The following is an 18,729-nucleotide window of genomic DNA, read 5'->3' as shown; positions in this document are numbered from 1 at the left end:
GCGCTTATTTGCAGGCCTAATGGATTAAGTCAAAAATAAGCAACAAAGAGTAAAAAGCGTTTAGGACGAACCCTTTGGGCAACTTTTGTGCGGCATTTCTACGGCTTCAGCACTCATTCATGTAGAGCAACTACACCACAATCGTGCTTCATTGTATAAATGCCGCACAATTCGTTGCAAAAGTATACCGCAAAGATCAACAGGCTCTAGGAATATCTTAGCGGGAACTGATGCGGGTTGAAAGTCCCGGTTGACTGAATATTTGCCGGACCAGTTAGCGGGCGACCCATCCCCCGTCCAGAACCAGTGTCTGACCGGTAATGTTTTTGGCGCCGTTACTCAACAGGAATTCGGCAGACTGAGCCAGTTCCTCGATACTGATAAAGGCTTTTTTGGGCATAGGTTCGAGCATAATCTTGTTGATCACTTCCTCTTCACTCAGATTGTTTTCTTTGGCCTGAGCGGCAATTTGCTGTTCAACCAATGGTGTTTTGACATAGGAAGGACAAAGGGTATTAATAGTAATATTATGTTCGCCGGTTTCCAGCGCCATCACTTTAGTAAAGCCCAGCAACCCATGTTTAGCCGCGACATAAGCGGACTTAAACGGGGACGCGACCAAAGAGTGAATTGAGCCAACATTGATAATCCGGCCAAAATTACGCTGCTTCATGCCTGGTAAAAAGGCCTGGGTTAACAAGGCTGGCCCAACCAGCATAATGTTAATTAATTGCTGCCATTTTTCGGCCGGAAAATCCTCCAGCTTGCTCACATGCTGAATACCGGCATTGTTGATCAGTACATCTATTTGTAGTTCGCCCAAATGTTGTGGCAACGCGGCAATCTGTACAGCATCGGCCACATCCAGCGCGATAGCGGTTGCGGTTACTTTGTGTTGTTGTAGTGTCTGAACGGCCTCTTGCGCGGCTTGCAGGTTAATGTCAGCGATAACAATATGGTGTCCTGCTTGGCCCAAATGTTCTGCTATACCAAAGCCGATACCGCTGGCACCACCGGTAATTAGAATGACCAATGATTTCATACTTTATCTCCGGCCAACGCGTTAACCATGTTATTAACCGCCTGTATTTGTTGTCCTTTGCGAGTGGCATAATTTTCGTCGGTGTATCCCCACCAATCCCAGCAAGCCTGGGGATTAAGCGGCATTAAGGTACTTTTTTTGGTTTGTGGGTAAAGTATGACGGTATTGTGCTGATTGGCCCACTGATTGATCCCGGTTAACGTCACATAGTCGGTGCCAACCGCCTCGGCATTCTGGTTGCAACCATGAAAACTGACATGCAACTGACACTGTTGTCCTTGCTGACAGTTATCCGGCACGTAAATATAGCCGGTTTCAGCCAGACTGGCTGCGGCTTCCCCGCCCAGTTGTTGCTGGTTAAATTCGATTAGCTTGCCATCAGGACTAACATTTTTTTCTACCGGACTAATATAATCCAGCATCATGCTGGCGGCGTTATAGTCACATTGGCCGACAAACGGAGCCGTTGATTCTTTGCAATCAGTGCCTTTATCCAATGTCGGGAACAGATGTGAAAATGCTTTATCATTGATGTATCTGACGTTATCTCTACCCACCCAGTTTTGATATTGCTCAACCAGTTTGTCGCTGACGTTACTAATTACTTTGCTATCTAATGTGCCGTGAAAGATCCAGATGCGGTCATTATTTAAGGCGTCAGCAGGCGCAATCAGGTTGTTAGTTCGCCAGTCATTGAGTTGTTGCTCGATTTTCTGTAATGATATGGGTTGTTCGACTTTGTTCACACATTGGGACAGGGCGGTAAAAATACTGCCCTGGGCGCAAAAGTAGGGGCCTGCGGCAATAATGCCGACACCGCTGACATGTTCGGCGTGGGCAATATGATATTGACCGGCCATATAGCCGCCGCTGGATAAGCCAGACAGGGTAATTTGCTCAACATCCAGCTTCAGTGCGGGAAGCGGTGTGGCGAATGCCGACGCTGTCAATAATAGAGATAAACAGCTAATGAGTGTTTTCATAATGAATCCTTGGCAGCTAAAAAGGCTGCGATAGTTGAACTGTGTTGAGCGATACCCACGACACCATTAAGATGCCCCATGGGACCGTTAATTTCTGCATATTGAGATGATTTTCCTGCTGCCAACAATGCCTGATGTACCTGTTTGGCCATATAGGGCATCAGCAATAAATCATTGTGAGAAGGTAGTAACAGGCTTTTTGCCTTGACTCGTTTCATCGCCTCTTCGAGTTTGTCGTGATGTCCGGCAATAAAAAGCTGGTTGGCGCGCACCAGATATAACAGATGGTTGGCGTCCATGATATTGGCACGGGCCTGAGCGGCGTTTTTTAACCAGTTTACCACCTGGTGAGACTGGTTAATGTCATTCAGTGGTGCGGCTTCCAGCGGCCAATGTTGCGGATTCGCGGCGTTAATATAATCGGGGTGCATAGCCTGTTGGGTAATCATCATTAACGAGGCCGTCAGTCCGTCGACAGGTATTTGCCGCTGATAGTAATCACCGTGGTTCCAGTGTTTGTCTAAGCGAATGGGCATTGCCCATTGTTCCAGAGTTAATGTCGTCCAGGCATCGGCTTGTCCAACACCAATCACCGAGATCATTCGTGCTACCCAATCCGGGTAAGCCGTCGCCCATTCTAGCGCTTGCATCGAGCCCATTGAGGCGCCCATCACCGCATGCAGTTTGCTAATACCTAAACTTTCCAGTACTGCCTTTTGTACATTAACAAAATCGCGAATGGTGACTACCGGAAAGGTTAAACCGTAGGGTTTGCCGGTTTCCGGGTTAATGCTGGCGGGGCCTGTGGTAATTACATGCGGATCATGTACGCCCAGGTTAACCAGACTATCGACACTAATCACAAAATAATGATTGGTATCGATAGCTTTATCCGGGCCAATGATACTGTCCCAATAACCGGGTTTGGCATCATCCTGACTATATTTACCCGCCGCGTGGGAGTTGCCGCTAAAAAAATGTGTGATCAGAATGACATTGGATTTATCTTCATTCAGTTTTCCATAACTTTCCCAACCCACTTTGACCTGTTTGATGGTTTTGCCGCCAAAGGTCACGAAATCATCCAGTGTGAACTGCTGCTTGTTAACCAGTAAGGTATCTTGTGCCCAACAGAGTTGAATCAAGCAAAGTGCGAGCAGGACAAACTTGCCTAACCAGATACAAAAATGTCGCATAATTAAATCCTAAAACCAGTTAAACAACAGTACTGCCATACCCAATCCAATTAGCGGGATGACCACGGTTAATGCTCCCACAGCCCAATAGGCTTGTTGATGAGTCTCATTGCAAATGGCGCGAATGGTGGTGACGACATAACCGTTATGAGGCAGCGAATCCAGTGCCCCGGATGAAATGGACACAATCCGGTGCAGTTCTTCCGGATTAACACCCTGATCCAGATAATGGGGCGCAATCAAGGGCAAGGCAATGGCCTGGCCGCCGGAGGCTGAACCAGTCAAACCTGCAATCACACTGACGGCGACTGCGGCGCCGAGCAATTCATTACCCGGTAACTGGGTCATCACTTCCACCGCTTGCTGGAAGGCTACTGTCGATTTGGCAATAGTGCCAAAACCCACTACTGCAGCGGTATTGCCAATCGCGACCAAAGCGCCGGTAGTGCCTACCGAAATAGCATTGTTCAGATTGTGAAAATGTTTAAAGTTAATCACCATCAAGGTTACAACACCGCCTCCTAAAGCCACAATCAGTGCCAGTTGTTGCAAATCATCATGCAATAAAAATGACAACAGCAATACGACGACCAAAGGCAATAGGCCGGTTAACGGATGAGGATAGTCGCGGTCAGGAATAGCGGGATCTTCTTCGCGATGCTCAAATTTTTCACCCCTGGCAATCGCTTTATTGATCATCCGTTTTAGCCACCAAAACCCGAAGCTGGCCATAAAAATAGCCACAATCAGGCTGACTTCCCATCCGGCAAAGGGTGACGTACCCAAGTACTTGATCGGGATCCAGTTCTGGATTTCCGGCGAGCCTGCCGAGGTCATGGTAAAAGTGACGGAACCAAAGGCTAACGCCGCGGGAATAAAACGTCGGGGTAAATTGGCATCCTTAAACAAGCTCAGTGCCATGGGGTAAACCGAAAAAGCCACCACAAAAACACTCACACCGCCGTAAGTTAACAAGGCACAGGCCAATACTACGGCAGCGACGGCGTGCTTCATGCCCAGTTTATTGACGATCCAGCGAGAAATAGAATCTGCCGCTCCGGTGTCTTCCATAAATTTGCCAAACAGGGAGCCCAGCAAAAACATAAAGAACCACGAAGCAATAAAACCGGAAAAACCGGCCATATAGGTAGTGACGAAATTGGTTTCGCCGATAAAAACAGGGATATTGCTGGTTAGAGCAACAATCAGGGAGCACAACGGCGCAGCAATAAACAGATTCATGCCACGAATGGTTAACCAAATCAGCAGGATTAATCCCCCGACCAGCCCCAGTAAACTCAACATAATGTGTTGTCCTTCGCGTTAACATTATTTATATCAACCAGTTGATTCATTACAAGAACCTGACTTTGTTGATACTGCTTTGACCGAAGCTAAACAAATGCGTGGACGTACCCGGCTGACGCCAGTGAACAGATAATGCGTCAAATCCCGGGTTAAAAACCATAGTACTATGGTACAGCATACCTTTTGTTAATAATAAGTTAATGTACTTGCCGACCGTACAAAACAAGTGCCAATAAATACAACAAATACAGGTATCGAGGAAAGATCATGACTAAGCCCAATTTTACTAAAACAGTCTGCGCACTGGCTGTTAGCACAGCATTAACCAGCCCGATATTGCTGGCGCAAGAACAATCTACGGAAAAAAAGGGACTGGAACGCATTGAAGTCACAGCGCGTAAAACCGTAGAAAGCATTCAGGAAGTGCCGGTTGCAGTGACCTCAATTGGCGAAGTTGAACTGGCTGAAAAAGGGATTAGCACAGTAACCGAAATTCAGCAGATGTCGCCCAATACTACCTTGCAAAAAAGTCGTGGTACCAACTCGACATTAACCGCTTTTATTCGCGGCGTAGGTCAGGAAGATCCATTATGGGGCTATGAGCCCGGAGTAGGCATTTACGTGGATGATGTATATATGGCTCGTCCACAGGGAGCGGTACTGGATATATTGAATGTGGAGCGTATCGAAGTGCTGCGCGGACCACAGGGCACCCTGTATGGTAAAAATACCATAGGTGGCGCAATTAAATATGTGACTAAAGCCATGTCCGGGGATACCGAATTGGCGGTCAAAGGTACTGTAGGAAGTTATGGGCAGAAAGATATTAAACTGAGCGGACAGTTTCCGCTGATGGAAGACAAATTGTATCTGGGTTTTGCCTACGCCAATTTGAATCGCGACGGTTTTGGCGAGTTTTTAACCTCGGCACTGGATGGACAGGATCGTGAAAACTATAACAAGGACTTGCAAGCCTATCGTCTAACACTGGAATTCCGCCCGTCAGACGATGTCTTTATGCGTCTTAACTATGACAACACCGAAGACAAATCCAATTCAAAAGGGGGCTTCCGGTTACTGCCCAGTATGTTGACCGACGCACCGGTGCCGGATAGTGTCTATGATTCCTACACCAGCTTACCGACCTGGAATAAAGTTGAGAATGAGGGACTGAGTCTGACGGTGAACTGGGATATTAATGATAATTTCCTGTTTAAATCGATTACCTCAAGCCGTGAAGGCTATTCGCCAACTAATATCGATTTTGATAACACCTCGCTACGCATATTTGATGTGCCGGCTATTTATGACGATGAGCAATTTACTCAGGAATTTCAGCTTAATTACCAAACCGATGGCGTGAAGCTGGTGTCCGGTTTGTATTATTACAAGGGGGATTCCTGTGGCCAGTATGATGCCATTCTGGATGAGCTTGGAATAAGTCTGGGATTACCGGGCTATACCAGTGAAGTCGGCGGTTGCAGTAACAGCAAAAGTACTGCAGTTTATATGCAAGGCTCATTTGATTTAACCGAAAAATTATCTCTGACAGCCGGCGCCCGTTATACCAAAGAAGAAAAAGACGCCGAAGTTTTTAACGCCGTGTATTTTGGCACTATGTATCCAGAGTCGGGTTGGGTACCCGGTTTTGTGCGTGATGAAACACTGGTGGCGGCCAGCCAGAATGTGGTGCTGGATGACAACGCCGACTGGTCGCGTTTTACTCCTAAACTGGGGATGGAATATCAATACAGCCCGGATATGATGTTGTATGCCAGTTACGCCCAAGGCTTTAAATCTGGCGCATTTAATCCGCGTGCTACCACTGCCGAACCGGCTGCCGATCCTGAAATCGTGGATTCGTTTGAAATCGGCTTGAAGAGTGACTGGAACGATACTGTGCGCTTTAACGCCACCTTGTTTATGCTCGACCATAAGGATCGTCAGTATGTCACCCTTATTCCTGATCCGGATGACTTGACTATCAACAACCAGCGTTTGGGTAACGTGGGTAAATCCGAAGCGACCGGAGCGGAAGTGGAACTGACCGTGTTGGCGACTGATTCGTTTGAATGGTATGCCACTTTGGGTTATATCGATTCCAAATTTAAACAGGTTAAATCGGTGACGCCGGATGGAACACCCATTGATATTACCGATCAGTTCAGTATTACCAACACGCCTAAAACAACGGCTAATCTTGGTTTTAACTACACCATCAATTCATCAATGGGTGACTTTGTGGTTAACGGTAACTACTACTATCGCAGCGAATATTCGCTGGTGGAAAAGGGCAACTTACTGACTCAAGACGGCTATGGTCTGGTGAACTTGGGCGTCAACTGGTACAGCGATGATGGCCAGTGGACGGTTGGACTCTATGGTAAAAACCTGACGGACGAGGAATATCTGGTGGGTAACTATCCTTTTGTCGATGTCACTACTCCGCCATATTCCACTGAAAACCCGGGGCCCGGCACAGGCGGTGATACTACCTTGATTGGTTACTACGGCGATCCTCGGACTGTGAGTCTAACGGTGGGCTACAAGTTTTAGATTGCAGATTTAGGCGGCTTTGGCCGCCTTTTTTGTCGCTGGCTGGGGGGAGGTAAATTTTATGTTAACCAGTCTTGAACATTGCCAGCGCATACCGGATAGTATCAACATGCCTTTGACAACCCGTGAAGTTATGTCTGCCCGCGCTATTATTGCTGATGATCACCCGCTGTTCCGTGCTGCCATGCAACAGGCCATTATGTCTGTGCTGGGTGGTGATATTCTGCAAGCCGCCAATTTATCCGGCACGTTGGAGCAACTGGAAAATAACGATAGCGTGGAGCTGGTTTTTCTGGATTTGAATATGCCCGGTAATCAGGGACTCACCGGCTTGAGTACGATTAGAAATAATTTTCCCGGTGTGCTGGTGATTATGGTTTCGGCCGAGGAAGATCCCGACATTATTCGACGTGCTATCGATTTTGGTGCCAGTGGTTATATTCCCAAATCGGCGCCACTGGAATTGATCGCCGACGCGGTACAGCAAGTGCTGGATGGGGAGCAATGGTTGCCCGAGGAACTTCGCCTGCAAATAGAAAATAGTAGTAACGAGCAAGACAAGTGTTTCGCGCGCAAACTGGAACAACTGACTCCGCATCAGTTCAAAGTGTTAAAACTGTTAGCGGATGGTCTGTTAAATAAACAAATTGCCTATGAACTCAATGTGCAGGAAACCACGATTAAACAACATGTATCTGCAGTATTGCGCAAGCTTGAGGTGATTAATCGTACCCAGGCAGGCGTGGTGTTTCGACAAATTATGGGCGAATAGATAAACAGCAAAGCCCGCTAATCAAATCTTACCCTTGTGTGTTACCATCCTGCGGTTTTTGAAAAGGAGTGGGTATGGGATTGCAGGCACGCCCAAAGCAGTATTTGTGGGTTTGGTTATTGTGGTTGACGGGATTTTATCTCGTCTGGCTATATTTAATGATATTTAACGGATTATGGCCGGTTGCGATCCAACATTGGCCCATGGCTGCAGCCATGGCTATCGGCAGTTATGCCGCCGGTTCTACTCCTATGGGGGGCGGTACCGTTGGCTTTCCCGTACTGGTCTTGTTATTCGAGTTACCGGCCAGTCTAGGCCGTGATTTCAGTTTTGCGGTGCAAAGTATCGGCATGGTCAGTGCCTCTATTTTTATTTTTGCCAGACGCCAACCCATCGCCAACGCGATGTTAAATGGTGCCATGCTGGGTGCTGTTATTGGCACGCCTGTTGGTCTGTTGTGGGTGGCGCCGTATTTTTCCGAACTTTATATCAAACTGGTGTTTGCGGTGATCTGGGCAAGCTTTGGTTTGTTGCATTTGTATCGTATTGACGAAATTGCCAGCCACAGTGGTATGACTGACTTTGATGAAACCTGGGATTTCAAGCTTGGCCTTGGATTGGGGGTATTTGCGGCTATTGTATTGGTGTCGGTGACGGGCGTCGGTATTGATATGGTGATCTATACGGCACTGGTACTGTTATGTCGGGCCGATCTGAAGATTGCTATCCCAACTTCGGTTGTGATTATGGCATTCACCTCGGTCGTTGGCGTTGTGGTGAAAACCTTGACCAACAGTTGGCAAGCGGGAGTGTATGAAAACTGGCTGGCCGCTGCACCTGTTGTGGCGTTAGGTGCACCTCTTGGGGTGTTTATTGTCGCTCGCATCGGCCGAAAACCGACCTTGCTGGTAGTGGCAATCTTATGTGTAGGACAATTTATCTGGACGCTATTTTCCGAACGACAACTGTTAGGGTTGGGGGGAACCGCATTGGCAATTCTGGCGGTGTTGATTTGCCTGATGGGATTTGAAAAATTGCGCCAGATTGGCGCTAAATGGGTGAGATATAAAGACGCTTCCTAGGACTTGTTTTGCAAAGGAAGCATTTTTATTGTTGTCGAATTAAGCTTAGTTAGATACTTTTGCCGTCAAAATGATTGATTTTAAAACCGGCTAAATCCAAATCATCCGCACAGCGGGCATTGATGGCCGCCATCTCGTTGCCTTTGCCGTCTCTGCCAATTCCAAAGGGGGCGCAGCCACATTTGGGGCAAAAGTAATGCTTTATTTTATGCGTGTTAAAAGTGTAATTTGACAGTTCTTCTAGTGGTGTTGAGACACTCAATTGCTCGCGGGGAACAAACCATAACAGGCTTCCTCGCTTGCTGCAGATTGAGCAATTGCAGGAAAGCAAATCACCGAATTCCCCTTGTGCCTGATATTTGATATTGCCGCAATGGCAACTACCGTTGATATTCATTTTCGATTCCTTGCAGTAAATGATTTAAGCCGAACGTCTTTATCAATTTAACCTGATTCATTCTGTGATACCAGTCTGTACCAACCAGTTCGATATGTTTGATTTCACATTGACCAAACTCAATATTTTTATATTGTTCTAAAACTTGTATAAAACGATTTGGGTTATTTAATGGTCGGCGAAAACGTACCACAGTCGAATGAGCCGTTTGCAACTCGTAGCGAGTATCGATGGATTGTTGTAACGTCGATTTTTTGAAGTTTTGACGTAATGTTGCCCGGCAATCATTTAACGTGGTTTGTGGGCTAAAACCTTGCAATAACACACCTGCACTGGATGCAGTAACGCCTTTAAATTGCAGTTTGAACGGAGATAAGGTTTTGATGCTGCGGTTTATTACCTCGATGTAGTCTGCAGTATTGATTTGATCCAGTCTGAATCCCTCGTAGCAGGAAATAATCGACAGCAGGGTGATATGCATATCCTCTGCCGGATAATAATACTGCTGCGGCTCGATGTGTTTTAATTTTTCCAGTAATAATTGGCATTGCTGTTTGATAGCGTCACTGGGTCTGATCACTAGTGTTAGGCCATAACGTCGATCCGTAACGGAATCAATTAGGTGGTCAAGCGCCAGATTATTGTTGTGGATATTTGGCTGGGCTTCCTGCCACATTTGCCTATAGATGTGCTCCATAACGAATTTTATTCCAGTAACTTTTTAATCAAACGTTTTAGTGCACCGGATTTCACCGGTTTATGTAAAAAAGCAAATCCGGCTTCGATGGCCTGTTCGCGGATCGTGTCGGAATAATCGGCCGAGTTAACGATAGTGGGCACGGTTTTTTGCCAATGTTTATGCAGTTCCAATGCGACGTTAATGCCGATTTCATTATGATCAAGGTGATAATCCACCAGCATCAGCTCAGGTATATCGGTCGTCAACTCCCGCGCCTGTTGCAGATTCGTCGCGGTATCGACTTTTGCCCCCCACTGATTAAACAACTGCTGCATAGCGTTTAGGATCTGTGTTTCGTTATCAATTATCAATACCCGTTTGTTGCGTAAAAAAGCGGTTTTTTCTGTTACTTCCGGCGCCGCAAGTACTGCGGTTCGAACCATAGGTTTGCCTCTGGGTATCGACACCGAAAAACAGGTGCCGCGACCGAGTTCGGAACGAACTTTTACCGGATGGTGTAACAGGGTGCAAATACGTTCAACTATGGTTAGTCCTAGCCCCAGCCCCTGGCGGTTATGCTGGTCGAGTTGGTGGAATTCGTTAAATATTTCCTGTTGCTGGTGCTTGGCAATACCTAATCCTGTGTCGCATATCTGCACATAAATCTGCTTGTTCGAACGTCTCAACCCGACCAGTACTTTACCTTGTCGGGTATAGCGAATAGCGTTGGAGAGCAAGTTTTGCAGTACTCGTCGTAACAGTTTCTTGTCCGACTGGACATAAATGTGGCTACGAACATAAATTAACGCCAGACCTTTCTGTTGTGCCTGTAAACTGAACTCGTCCACCAGTGGCTGCAGAATGTCATCCAGGGCAAAATCCTGCACGTTGCTGGTCAGGATGCCAGATTCCAGCTTGGTCATGTCCAGCAGCATACTAAGCAGTTCTTCGGCGTTGTTAAGCGATTGTAGCAGACTACTGGCCATGGTTTTGATTTGGGCATCACCACTTTGTTGTTCAATCATGCTGCCAAAAAGAGTGGCGGCATTAAAAGGTTGCATCAAATCATGGCCAGCGGCAGCCAAAAACTTGGTTTTACTTTCATTGGCTTTCTCTGCTTCCAGTTTCGCCAACTCAAGTGCCTGATTTACCCGTTGTAGCTGATCGGTGCGCTCGGTAACGCGGATTTCAAGGTGGTCTTTGGCTTCCTGCAATTGTTGCTGGGTTTTGACATAGTCGGTCATGTCACTGTAGGTGGTTACAAATCCGCCACCCGGCATGGGATTACCCTGCAGCTCTATTACCCGCCCGTCAGGTTGGCTACGTAAATATTTGTAACTGCTGCCCTGTTGCAGGTATTCAATCCGCTTTTCGACTTCCTGCGCAACATTTTTTTTGCTGCCAAACAGTCCGCGTTCGGCGTTGTAACGTAACAGCTCCTGAATCGGCAGACCGGCGCGAATAAAGCCATCCGGATAATTGAAAAGTTGGATATAACGCTGATTCCAGGCCAGTAATTTGAGGTTCCTGTCCACCACACTGATACCCTGATCAATATGTTCCACCGAAGATTGCAGCAGCTCGTGATTAAACTGGTAACTTTGGCTGGCTTCTTCTACCAGCCCAACCAGTTGTTCCAGCGGCACTTGCTGTTGTTCGGTAATGGCGGAAAGCAGTATACGCGCGCTGGCGGTGCCAACATGCGCGGCCAAATCCACTTCTATTTTGCTAATTAGCTGACCACTGGCAAAGCTGCTTAAATCGTCTTGGCTGATTTTATCTTGCAGTTGCTGCTGTTGTTGGGGCGAAAAGACTTTTTGCGTAATGGCTAACAGTGCCGATATTTTAATCGCAGAAAACACCGGCCGCTGTTCTTCACCTGCAGTTGAAATGTCGTTTTGGCTGCGTTTAATTGGCAGCAGGCCAACCACAATATAACTGAGCATGTTGACCGCCAGACTCAGATAAACGCCCTGACTGAGCGCCAAATCGGTAGGGAGCTCTTCGAAATAGTAGGTAGATGTCACACTTGGCCACAGCAGATAGACACACCAGCAGGCACAGCCTGTCAAAATACCTGTTGTGGCTGCCATTTTGCGACTGCGTTGCCAGTACATACCTAACAATAAACTGGGCACAAGCTGCGCGAGTAACGACATGGCAATAATACCGCTATTGACCAAAGGAGCCGTTCGGCTCAGGTACTGGTAGTACAGGTACGCCAAACCGACAACCAGCAAAACAGTTGTGCGGCGAATATTTAACAGACTCTGTTTGGTTAACACCTGTTGCTGATCGGCGCGAAAGCGCCATTTCAGCCACAAGGGGGTAATCAGGTTGTTGGCCATCATGATGCCCATTGCCAGCGTCGCCACAATAACCATACTGGATGACGCCGATAGCCCCCCGATAAAAGCAGCCATCGCAATCCAGGGATTGTCCGACAACATCGGCAACGCCATCACGTAACTGTCCGGACTGGCGTCGGCCAGCAGGATTTTGCCGCCCAGTGCCACAGGTAGCACAAACAGGTTAATGGCCAGCAGGTAAAGCGGGAATAACCAGCGCGCAGTGCGCAACTCCTGTTCGCCGTTGTTTTCCACATAGTTAATATGGAACTGGCGTGGTAAACAGAACATCGAACAAAAGCCTAATAGCATGTGGCTTAAATATACCCAGGGGGCAGAAGAATTGGATAATACCTGTTTGGACTCTGGATGCAGTTGTGCCTGACCGAGCAAGTCCAGTATGCCGTCAAACAAAAAATAACAGACAAATAAGCCGATAATCACAAAGGCTAACAGTTTAACGATGGACTCAAACGCAATCGCCAGCATCAAGCCCGGGTGTTTCTCGGTCAGGCTTAAGCTACGGGTACCAAATAAAATCGCAAAGATCGCCATCAGCACCGCGACATATAAACTGACGCCGCCTGGCCATTGGGTTTCGTTCATGGTCAGTACATTGACGCTGGCGGTTACCGCATCGAGTTGCAGCGCGGTGTAGGGCAACACGCCAATAAAACAGATCAAGGTGACAAAAGCGGCGATAAAGTGCGACTTGCCGTACTGGTGGCTAATAAAGTCGGCTACTGAACTGATATTGTGTTGCTGGCATAAACGGATGATTTTTTGCAACACCGGGTAACCAAACACAAATACCGCAATACTGCCCATATAGGTGGGTGTAAAGGCCCAGCCATAGGTGGCGGACTGGGTCGTTGTACCGTAAAACGCCCAAGACGTGCAATGTACACCCAGCGCCAAACTGTAAATGATCGGACGTTGCCGGGTGGTGGGGTGAAATCTGTCGCCCCAAAAGCCCACGGCGAACAGCATGACCAGAAAACCGATCGCTACCAGCGTCAGTGACCAGATACTAAACATCGTTATCCTTTCCTGATTTTACGCCGGTCAACTCAACAACCCTTTTGATAAGCCTGAATAATGCGTTCGATTCTGGCTTCGGTGTGAGGATTGACCACCTGCCTGTCGGGCTGCTGGTTAAACCAATCAATGGTCTTGCGGATGCCTTTGGCGAAAGGAATAGTGGCACAAAAATCCGGGACAAATTGTTTGATTTTACTGTTATCAAAAATCACGCTATGGGACTTGTCGCCCAATAAAGTGCCAGAGTAATCCGGGTCAATGCGGGCAATAAAGTCGGATGGGATATGTAATAAATCAGCGGTTACTCCAACCGCATCTGCTACAGCCCGATTAATCTGATCCCAGCTCAGGCTTTCATCGCTGGTAATATGGAACGCGTGACCAATAGTCTGCGGATGACCCAATAAACCGACAAAGCCTTTGGCAAAATCACTGGCGTGGGTGATGGTAAATAATGACGTACCATCACCTTGCACAATAATGGGTTTGCCCTGTTTTAATCGTTGTATCACGTTAAATTCAGTCCAGCCGCCAAAAGGCAAGGGGATTACCGTATCGTAAGTTAGCGAAGGGCGCACAATACAGATGGGAAAGGCATTCTCGCGATAGGCTTTTAGCAGCGCATCTTCGGCGGCGATTTTATCCCGCGAATACTGCCAAAACGGATTGTGTAATGGCGTTGATTCGGTAATAAAGGGCGAACTTGCCGGTTTTTGGTAACAAGACGCAGAACTGATAAAAATATACTGCCCGGTTTTGTTGCTGAACAGTTTGATATCCCGTTCAATGTCTTGTTGATCAAAAGCAATCCAGTTAACCACCACATCCCATTGATGTCGGGCTAATTCGGTTTGAGTTTGAGCTGAATTAATATCGCCGACTATGGATTTGGCGCCGACTAAATCAACCTGACGAAGCCCCCGGTTAAGTATAAATAACTCAATGTCTTGTGCCAGACAGGCTCGACTCACCGCCGTGCTGATATTGCCGGTACCACCGATAAACAGGACTTTCATCATATTTGAGACTGTATTAACCAAACAGGTTAAGCAGCATAACTTTAAAGCCGGAGACTTACAAAAATTCAAGCAATTACAGTTTGTTGGCGGTTTTCCCGCCTATACTTTCGATGACTTTCAAAAAAGGCAATCCACTCGGAACAAGGCCCTAGAGCCTGTTGAGCTTTACGGTATACTTTTGCAACGAATTGTGCGGCATTTATACAATGAAGCACGATTGTGGTGTAGTTGCTCTACATGAATGAGTGCTGAAGCCGTAGAAAGGCCGCACAAACGTTGCCCAAAGGGTTCGTCCTAAACGCTTTTTACTCTTTGTTGCTTATTTTTGACTTAACCCATTAGGCCTGCAAATAAGCGCCGCGATTAAAAAGCGTTTAGTTAGAACAAAATTTATACCGCAAAGATCAACAGGCTCTAGTTAAGGAACAACGATTATGCCCAATCATAGCGACACAACAGAAACGGGAAGTTACACTGCCAGCCTCCCAACAACTTGCTTTGAACCATCACTCACCCCTGTTAGTGCCGAGAATCGTCTGGATGTGATGGACATTTTGCGTGGTTTTGCCCTGTTTGGCATTTTGCTGATGAATATCGAGTTTTTTAATATAGCCCTGACCAGTCTCGGCCAATTTGATACCAGCTATCAGGGACTGGATTGGACAGCAGGCTGGTTAATCAAGGTGTTTATCGAGGGCAAGTTTTACAAGTTGTTCTCGCTGCTGTTCGGCATGGGCTTTGCCGTCATGCTGATTCGAGCCCAACATGCCGGACGTCCTTTTACCGGCTGGTTTGTGCGTCGCATGCTGGTGTTGTTTGTTATCGGCATGCTGCACATGTGTTTTTTATGGGGAGGCGATATTCTGCACGATTATGCGCTGGGGGGATTGTTGTTACTTGGTTGGGTGTTGCTTATTCGGCGACCGAAAATGGTGCGCTTGGCTCAGACCAAGTGGTTCTTGCGCATTGCACTGGGCATGATGATATTGCCCGCAGTTATCGCCCTGTTTGCCGGGTTATATATTGGCGCAACTCATGATTTAAACCAGTTAAGACAAGACTGGTATCAACGTCAGGCCGTGGTGGCGATATCAGATAAAAAACTGCAGGAGGCCAAACAGCAGGAAACGGCGATGGACAATCCGGTAGTGGGCTCACACTTATTGGACCAGGTTAATCAAGGTCAAAATGAGCCGCAGCCGTCTGAGGAGCATAACGAAGGGGGCCCTTCACCGGTATTGCCTCAACAATCAACAACCGATGACGATGATACTGCATCGGGTCAGCAAATTCAGCCAGTCAGCGACGCTGAAACACCGCTTCAGGAAAAAAACGAAGAGGATATGACTGCCGAAGAGTTAATCGAGTTTGAGGCTGATGAACGCTTTAACACTAAACTGGAAAACTGGCGCGAGGTGGAACTGGAAAACAAAACCTTTACCCGGCTGGACTATTGGGCGGCAACCTTGTATCGCAGTCAGAAGGCGCTAGAGATGTTGAAATACACGCCAATGTTTGTGCTGATAATGGGCTTTCCCCTGTTTATGTTGGGCTACTGGTTTGTTGCCAGTGGCATCATCAATCATATTGAACGGCATGTGGTTTTGTTCACCACAATGACTTGGGTGGGATTAAGTTTTGGTTTAATAATGAGTGTGGCTGGCATGCTGATTGATGTACATCCCGCAGCTAAAGACGCTTTTGAAATACGCACCGCGGCCCAGACATTATTCTTTTTCGGGCAAATGGTGTTGACCGCCGGCTATCTGGGCGCGCTGGTCTTGTTGGTACATAAACAATCTACCCGTCGCTATTTATTATGGCTGGCACCCATGGGGCGTATGGCGTTAACCAATTACATTATGCATTCGGTTATATTGACCAGTGTTTTTTATGGCTATGCCGGAGGGCTGTACGGTGAGGTGGGGCGAGCCTGGCAGGTTGCCATTGCCTTGGGTATTCTATTCGCGCAGGCGTTAATCTCACGCTGGTGGTTGAGCTATTTCAGATTCGGGCCATTGGAATGGTTGTGGCGTTGCCTGACCTATATGCAACTGCACAAATTCAGGATTTGATTTATCCCCCTTGACCATCAGCCAAGGGGAGAAGGGTTAGCGCAGCATATGTAAAAAGTATAAATGCTTCTGGTATTGCTCGAGTATGTCATTTATCACTTCAATTTTAGACCGGCCCATTAAACAGTAATCTTGGCCGCCCTCACGCAGATACACTTCGGCGCGATAATAGGTCTGTTCGGTATTGCTGTTTGTCACGTCGTCATGGATATATGCCGGTTGCGCATGCTGTCGACAGTAAACACCGTAAGTAAATTCTATCTCGTCACCATGCATTACCTGCAGCACACAACTTTGCTTGTCGGGACTGTTAACTTCTACGGTTAAGCCTTTTTTTTCCAACTCTAGCGCGACATCGGTCAGGGCCGGTTTGACTGTGGACTGGATAAATTCTGTCACCGGATCCTGGGCCGGAAAATCGATGATCCGGCTTAAACGCTGACGCCAGTCCTGCTGGGTGGCGGCGATACCATGAGCAATGCTGGTGGCATTAAGGCTCTCGCGTTTGTATACATCAATGCGTAAGGCCTTGAATAATCCGGTCAAACCCAACATCAGCACCAGGGTAAAAGGTAACGCGCTGGCTATTGTCATGGTTTGTAGGGCTTCCAGACCATCTGCCAGCATCAGTGCCATGGCAACGACTCCGGCAATCGACGCCCAGAAAATTCGCTGCCAGACCGGCGTATTGGTTTGACCATTGGAACACAACATATCGACCACCAATGCACCCGAGTCAGCCGAGGTTACAAAAAACACTACAACCATTAATATGGCGATACCGGATAGTAAACTGACCATCGGGAAATGTTCCAGAAACTGGAAAAGTGCCGAGGCGGTATCTCGCTCGACCGCCTGTCCCAGCTCGGTCATACCCTGATTAAAAATCAGTTCAATGGCTGAATTGCCAAAAATAGTCATCCATAACAATGTGAAGGTCGTCGGCACCAGCAGTACGCCAAGGATAAACTCCCGAATGGTGCGGCCACGGGAGATTTTGGCAATAAATAAGCCGACAAAAGGTGCCCAGGCCAGCCACCATCCCCAATAAAAAATGGTCCAACCGCCAATCCAGTCCGTTTTGTCGTAGGCAAACAGGTTGAAGGTATTGCTGACCAGACTGGAAAGGTACGCACCGGTGTTTTGCACGAATGCTTCTAGCAAAAATATCGTGCTCCCCAATGCCAGAATAAGTCCCACCAGGCCCACCGCCAAAACCATATTTAATTCGGATAATCTGCGAATGCCTTTATCCAGACCGGATGCGACAGAGGCGACTGCCATCAGACTGATGATGCCAACAATCAGTAATTGCATATTGATGTTGTTTGGAACGTTATACAGATAATGTAGTCCGGAATTGACCTGTGCAGCACCAAATCCTAGTGATGTCGCGACGCCAAATACCGTCCCGATGACGGCAAATATATCGACCATATGGCCAATCGGACCGTATATTTTGTCGCCAATTAGCGGATAAAGCGCGGATCGCAAGGTTAACGGCAAATTATGGCGATAGGCGAAAAACGCCAGCATTAACGCCACAACGGCATAAATAGCCCAGGCGTGCAAACCCCAATGGAAAAAAGTCATTAACATCGCCTGACGAACAGCAGCCAGACTGGCCGGCTCGGCTGTGGGTGGACTCAGAAAGTGCATCACAGGTTCGGCCACACCAAAGAACATCAGCCCAATTCCCATCCCGGCGGAAAAGAGCATGGAAAACCAGGTAATCAGACTGTATTTAGGCGTAGAGTGATCCGGCCCCAGTTTTATTTCACCATAACGGGAAATCCCCAGCAGCACGACAGATACCAGAATAATGGCCACGCTAAGCACGTAAAACCAGCTGGCATTGCTGATAATTTCTGCCTGGATCGCCGCAAACAGATCTTTGGCGGTTTTGGGCAAGAATCCGGCAAATAGACTTAATAACAGAATAATTACCGCAGAGGGGTAAAACACCGCCGGGTTAAGTTTTACAACAGTAGGTTGCATAAGTAGTAATGGCATCCGTTAGTTTTACAGGAACATAAATAAACTACTTTGAATGCTGACACTAAGCAAACAATAATAATTAGTACACAAATAAATGTTTATTTAGCAAAGTAGTTTAAAATAACAAATGAATATCAAGTAATATATTCTTTTTATTAGTATTTTTTATTGTTAGTGTATTTAGTTGTCGGAAGAAACATTTCCAGAAATTGGTAGTTCACTAATAATTAGAG

General features: G+C 47.2%; 13 protein-coding genes. 4 read left to right on the top strand and 9 right to left on the bottom strand.

The genetic code is table 11. From position 1 onward, the window contains the following. Window positions 1-274 precede the first annotated feature (274 nt). Genes V1467_RS12465 through V1467_RS12450 form a run of 4 tightly spaced genes read right to left on the bottom strand, consistent with a single transcriptional unit; the run spans window position 275 to window position 4,526 of the window. Complete coding sequence (locus V1467_RS12465) at window positions 275-1,042, bottom strand: 3-hydroxybutyrate dehydrogenase (RefSeq protein WP_416305298.1); 768 nt, start codon at window positions 1,040-1,042, stop codon at window positions 275-277. Beyond that, window positions 1,039-2,025: a polyhydroxybutyrate depolymerase gene (locus V1467_RS12460; RefSeq protein WP_416305297.1), complete on the bottom strand. Its 987-nt coding sequence runs from the start codon at window positions 2,023-2,025 to the stop codon at window positions 1,039-1,041. The genes V1467_RS12465 and V1467_RS12460 overlap by 4 nt, the downstream gene beginning before the upstream one ends. Beyond that, window positions 2,022-3,221, bottom strand: a complete 1,200-nt coding sequence (locus tag V1467_RS12455) for an E22 family MetX-like putative esterase (RefSeq protein WP_416305296.1) — start codon at window positions 3,219-3,221, stop codon at window positions 2,022-2,024. Before V1467_RS12455 ends, V1467_RS12460 begins: the two co-directional genes overlap by 4 nt. Before the next feature lie 9 nt (window positions 3,222-3,230). After that, complete coding sequence (locus V1467_RS12450) at window positions 3,231-4,526, bottom strand: GntP family permease (RefSeq protein WP_416305295.1); 1,296 nt, start codon at window positions 4,524-4,526, stop codon at window positions 3,231-3,233. Window positions 4,527-4,796: 270 nt separating this feature from the next. Between V1467_RS12450 and V1467_RS12445 the strand changes: the two genes are divergently transcribed. The 3 genes from V1467_RS12445 (at window position 4,797) to V1467_RS12435 (ending at window position 8,939) form a co-directional block, all read left to right on the top strand. Next, the gene (locus V1467_RS12445) at window positions 4,797-7,085 is read left to right on the top strand and encodes a TonB-dependent receptor (RefSeq protein ID WP_416305294.1); all 2,289 of its coding nucleotides are present in this window, start codon (window positions 4,797-4,799) and stop codon (window positions 7,083-7,085) included. A 133-nt stretch (window positions 7,086-7,218) separates the two neighbouring features. After that, window positions 7,219-7,857, top strand: a complete 639-nt coding sequence (locus tag V1467_RS12440; RefSeq protein WP_416308700.1) for a response regulator — start codon at window positions 7,219-7,221, stop codon at window positions 7,855-7,857. Between the two features lie 74 nt (window positions 7,858-7,931). Next, window positions 7,932-8,939 (top strand): sulfite exporter TauE/SafE family protein, encoded by a 1,008-nt coding sequence (locus V1467_RS12435; RefSeq protein WP_416305293.1) that lies wholly within the window; start codon window positions 7,932-7,934, stop codon window positions 8,937-8,939. A 49-nt stretch (window positions 8,940-8,988) separates the two neighbouring features. On the opposite strand, the gene V1467_RS12430 is transcribed toward V1467_RS12435, so the two are convergent. Genes V1467_RS12430 through V1467_RS12415 form a run of 4 tightly spaced genes read right to left on the bottom strand, consistent with a single transcriptional unit; the run spans window position 8,989 to window position 14,423 of the window. Further along, on the bottom strand, window positions 8,989-9,336 hold the full coding sequence (locus tag V1467_RS12430) for a GFA family protein (protein WP_416305292.1): 348 nt from the start codon (window positions 9,334-9,336) through the stop codon (window positions 8,989-8,991). Beyond that, window positions 9,320-10,033, bottom strand: coding sequence for a 2'-5' RNA ligase family protein (locus tag V1467_RS12425; RefSeq protein WP_416305291.1), 714 nt, complete (start codon window positions 10,031-10,033; stop codon window positions 9,320-9,322). The genes V1467_RS12430 and V1467_RS12425 overlap by 17 nt, the downstream gene beginning before the upstream one ends. A gap of 8 nt (window positions 10,034-10,041) precedes the next feature. After that, window positions 10,042-13,401, bottom strand: coding sequence for a PAS-domain containing protein (locus V1467_RS12420; RefSeq protein WP_416305290.1), 3,360 nt, complete (start codon window positions 13,399-13,401; stop codon window positions 10,042-10,044). Between the two features lie 32 nt (window positions 13,402-13,433). Continuing rightward, the gene (locus tag V1467_RS12415; RefSeq protein ID WP_416305289.1) at window positions 13,434-14,423 is read right to left on the bottom strand and encodes an NAD-dependent epimerase/dehydratase family protein; all 990 of its coding nucleotides are present in this window, start codon (window positions 14,421-14,423) and stop codon (window positions 13,434-13,436) included. Window positions 14,424-14,857: 434 nt separating this feature from the next. Here V1467_RS12415 and V1467_RS12410 point away from each other — a divergent pair, with 434 nt between their 5' ends. Next, complete coding sequence (locus tag V1467_RS12410; protein WP_416305288.1) at window positions 14,858-16,498, top strand: DUF418 domain-containing protein; 1,641 nt, start codon at window positions 14,858-14,860, stop codon at window positions 16,496-16,498. Window positions 16,499-16,534: 36 nt separating this feature from the next. Here V1467_RS12410 and V1467_RS12405 read toward each other — a convergent pair whose 3' ends face one another. After that, entirely contained in the window at window positions 16,535-18,511 is a 1,977-nt protein-coding gene (locus V1467_RS12405) for a BCCT family transporter (protein ID WP_416305287.1), read from the bottom strand. Window positions 18,512-18,729: the final 218 nt, after the last annotated feature.

It is taken from the genome of Neptunicella plasticusilytica (assembly GCF_047922965.1).
Lineage (GTDB): Bacteria > Pseudomonadota > Gammaproteobacteria > Enterobacterales > Alteromonadaceae > Neptunicella > Neptunicella plasticusilytica.
Note: the sequence above shows the minus strand (reverse complement) of the source record. Positions and strands in the feature narration are given on the sequence as shown.

Bases quoted from the DNA above. Each gene is read 5' to 3' on its own strand.
- V1467_RS12455 (WP_416305296.1), bottom strand. From the start codon at position 3,221: ATGCGACATTTTTGTATCTGGTTAGGCAAGTTTGTCCTGCTCGCACTT.
- V1467_RS12460 (WP_416305297.1), bottom strand. From the start codon at position 2,025: ATGAAAACACTCATTAGCTGTTTATCTCTATTATTGACAGCGTCGGCA.
- V1467_RS12430 (WP_416305292.1), bottom strand. From the start codon at position 9,336: ATGAATATCAACGGTAGTTGCCATTGCGGCAATATCAAATATCAGGCA.
- V1467_RS12450 (WP_416305295.1), bottom strand. From the start codon at position 4,526: ATGTTGAGTTTACTGGGGCTGGTCGGGGGATTAATCCTGCTGATTTGG.
- V1467_RS12435 (WP_416305293.1), top strand. From the start codon at position 7,932: ATGGGATTGCAGGCACGCCCAAAGCAGTATTTGTGGGTTTGGTTATTG.
- V1467_RS12465 (WP_416305298.1), bottom strand. From the start codon at position 1,042: ATGAAATCATTGGTCATTCTAATTACCGGTGGTGCCAGCGGTATCGGC.
- V1467_RS12405 (WP_416305287.1), bottom strand. From the start codon at position 18,511: ATGCCATTACTACTTATGCAACCTACTGTTGTAAAACTTAACCCGGCG.
- V1467_RS12420 (WP_416305290.1), bottom strand. From the start codon at position 13,401: ATGTTTAGTATCTGGTCACTGACGCTGGTAGCGATCGGTTTTCTGGTC.
- V1467_RS12415 (WP_416305289.1), bottom strand. From the start codon at position 14,423: ATGATGAAAGTCCTGTTTATCGGTGGTACCGGCAATATCAGCACGGCG.
- V1467_RS12410 (WP_416305288.1), top strand. From the start codon at position 14,858: ATGCCCAATCATAGCGACACAACAGAAACGGGAAGTTACACTGCCAGC.
- V1467_RS12440 (WP_416308700.1), top strand. From the start codon at position 7,219: ATGTCTGCCCGCGCTATTATTGCTGATGATCACCCGCTGTTCCGTGCT.
- V1467_RS12445 (WP_416305294.1), top strand. From the start codon at position 4,797: ATGACTAAGCCCAATTTTACTAAAACAGTCTGCGCACTGGCTGTTAGC.
- V1467_RS12425 (WP_416305291.1), bottom strand. From the start codon at position 10,033: ATGGAGCACATCTATAGGCAAATGTGGCAGGAAGCCCAGCCAAATATC.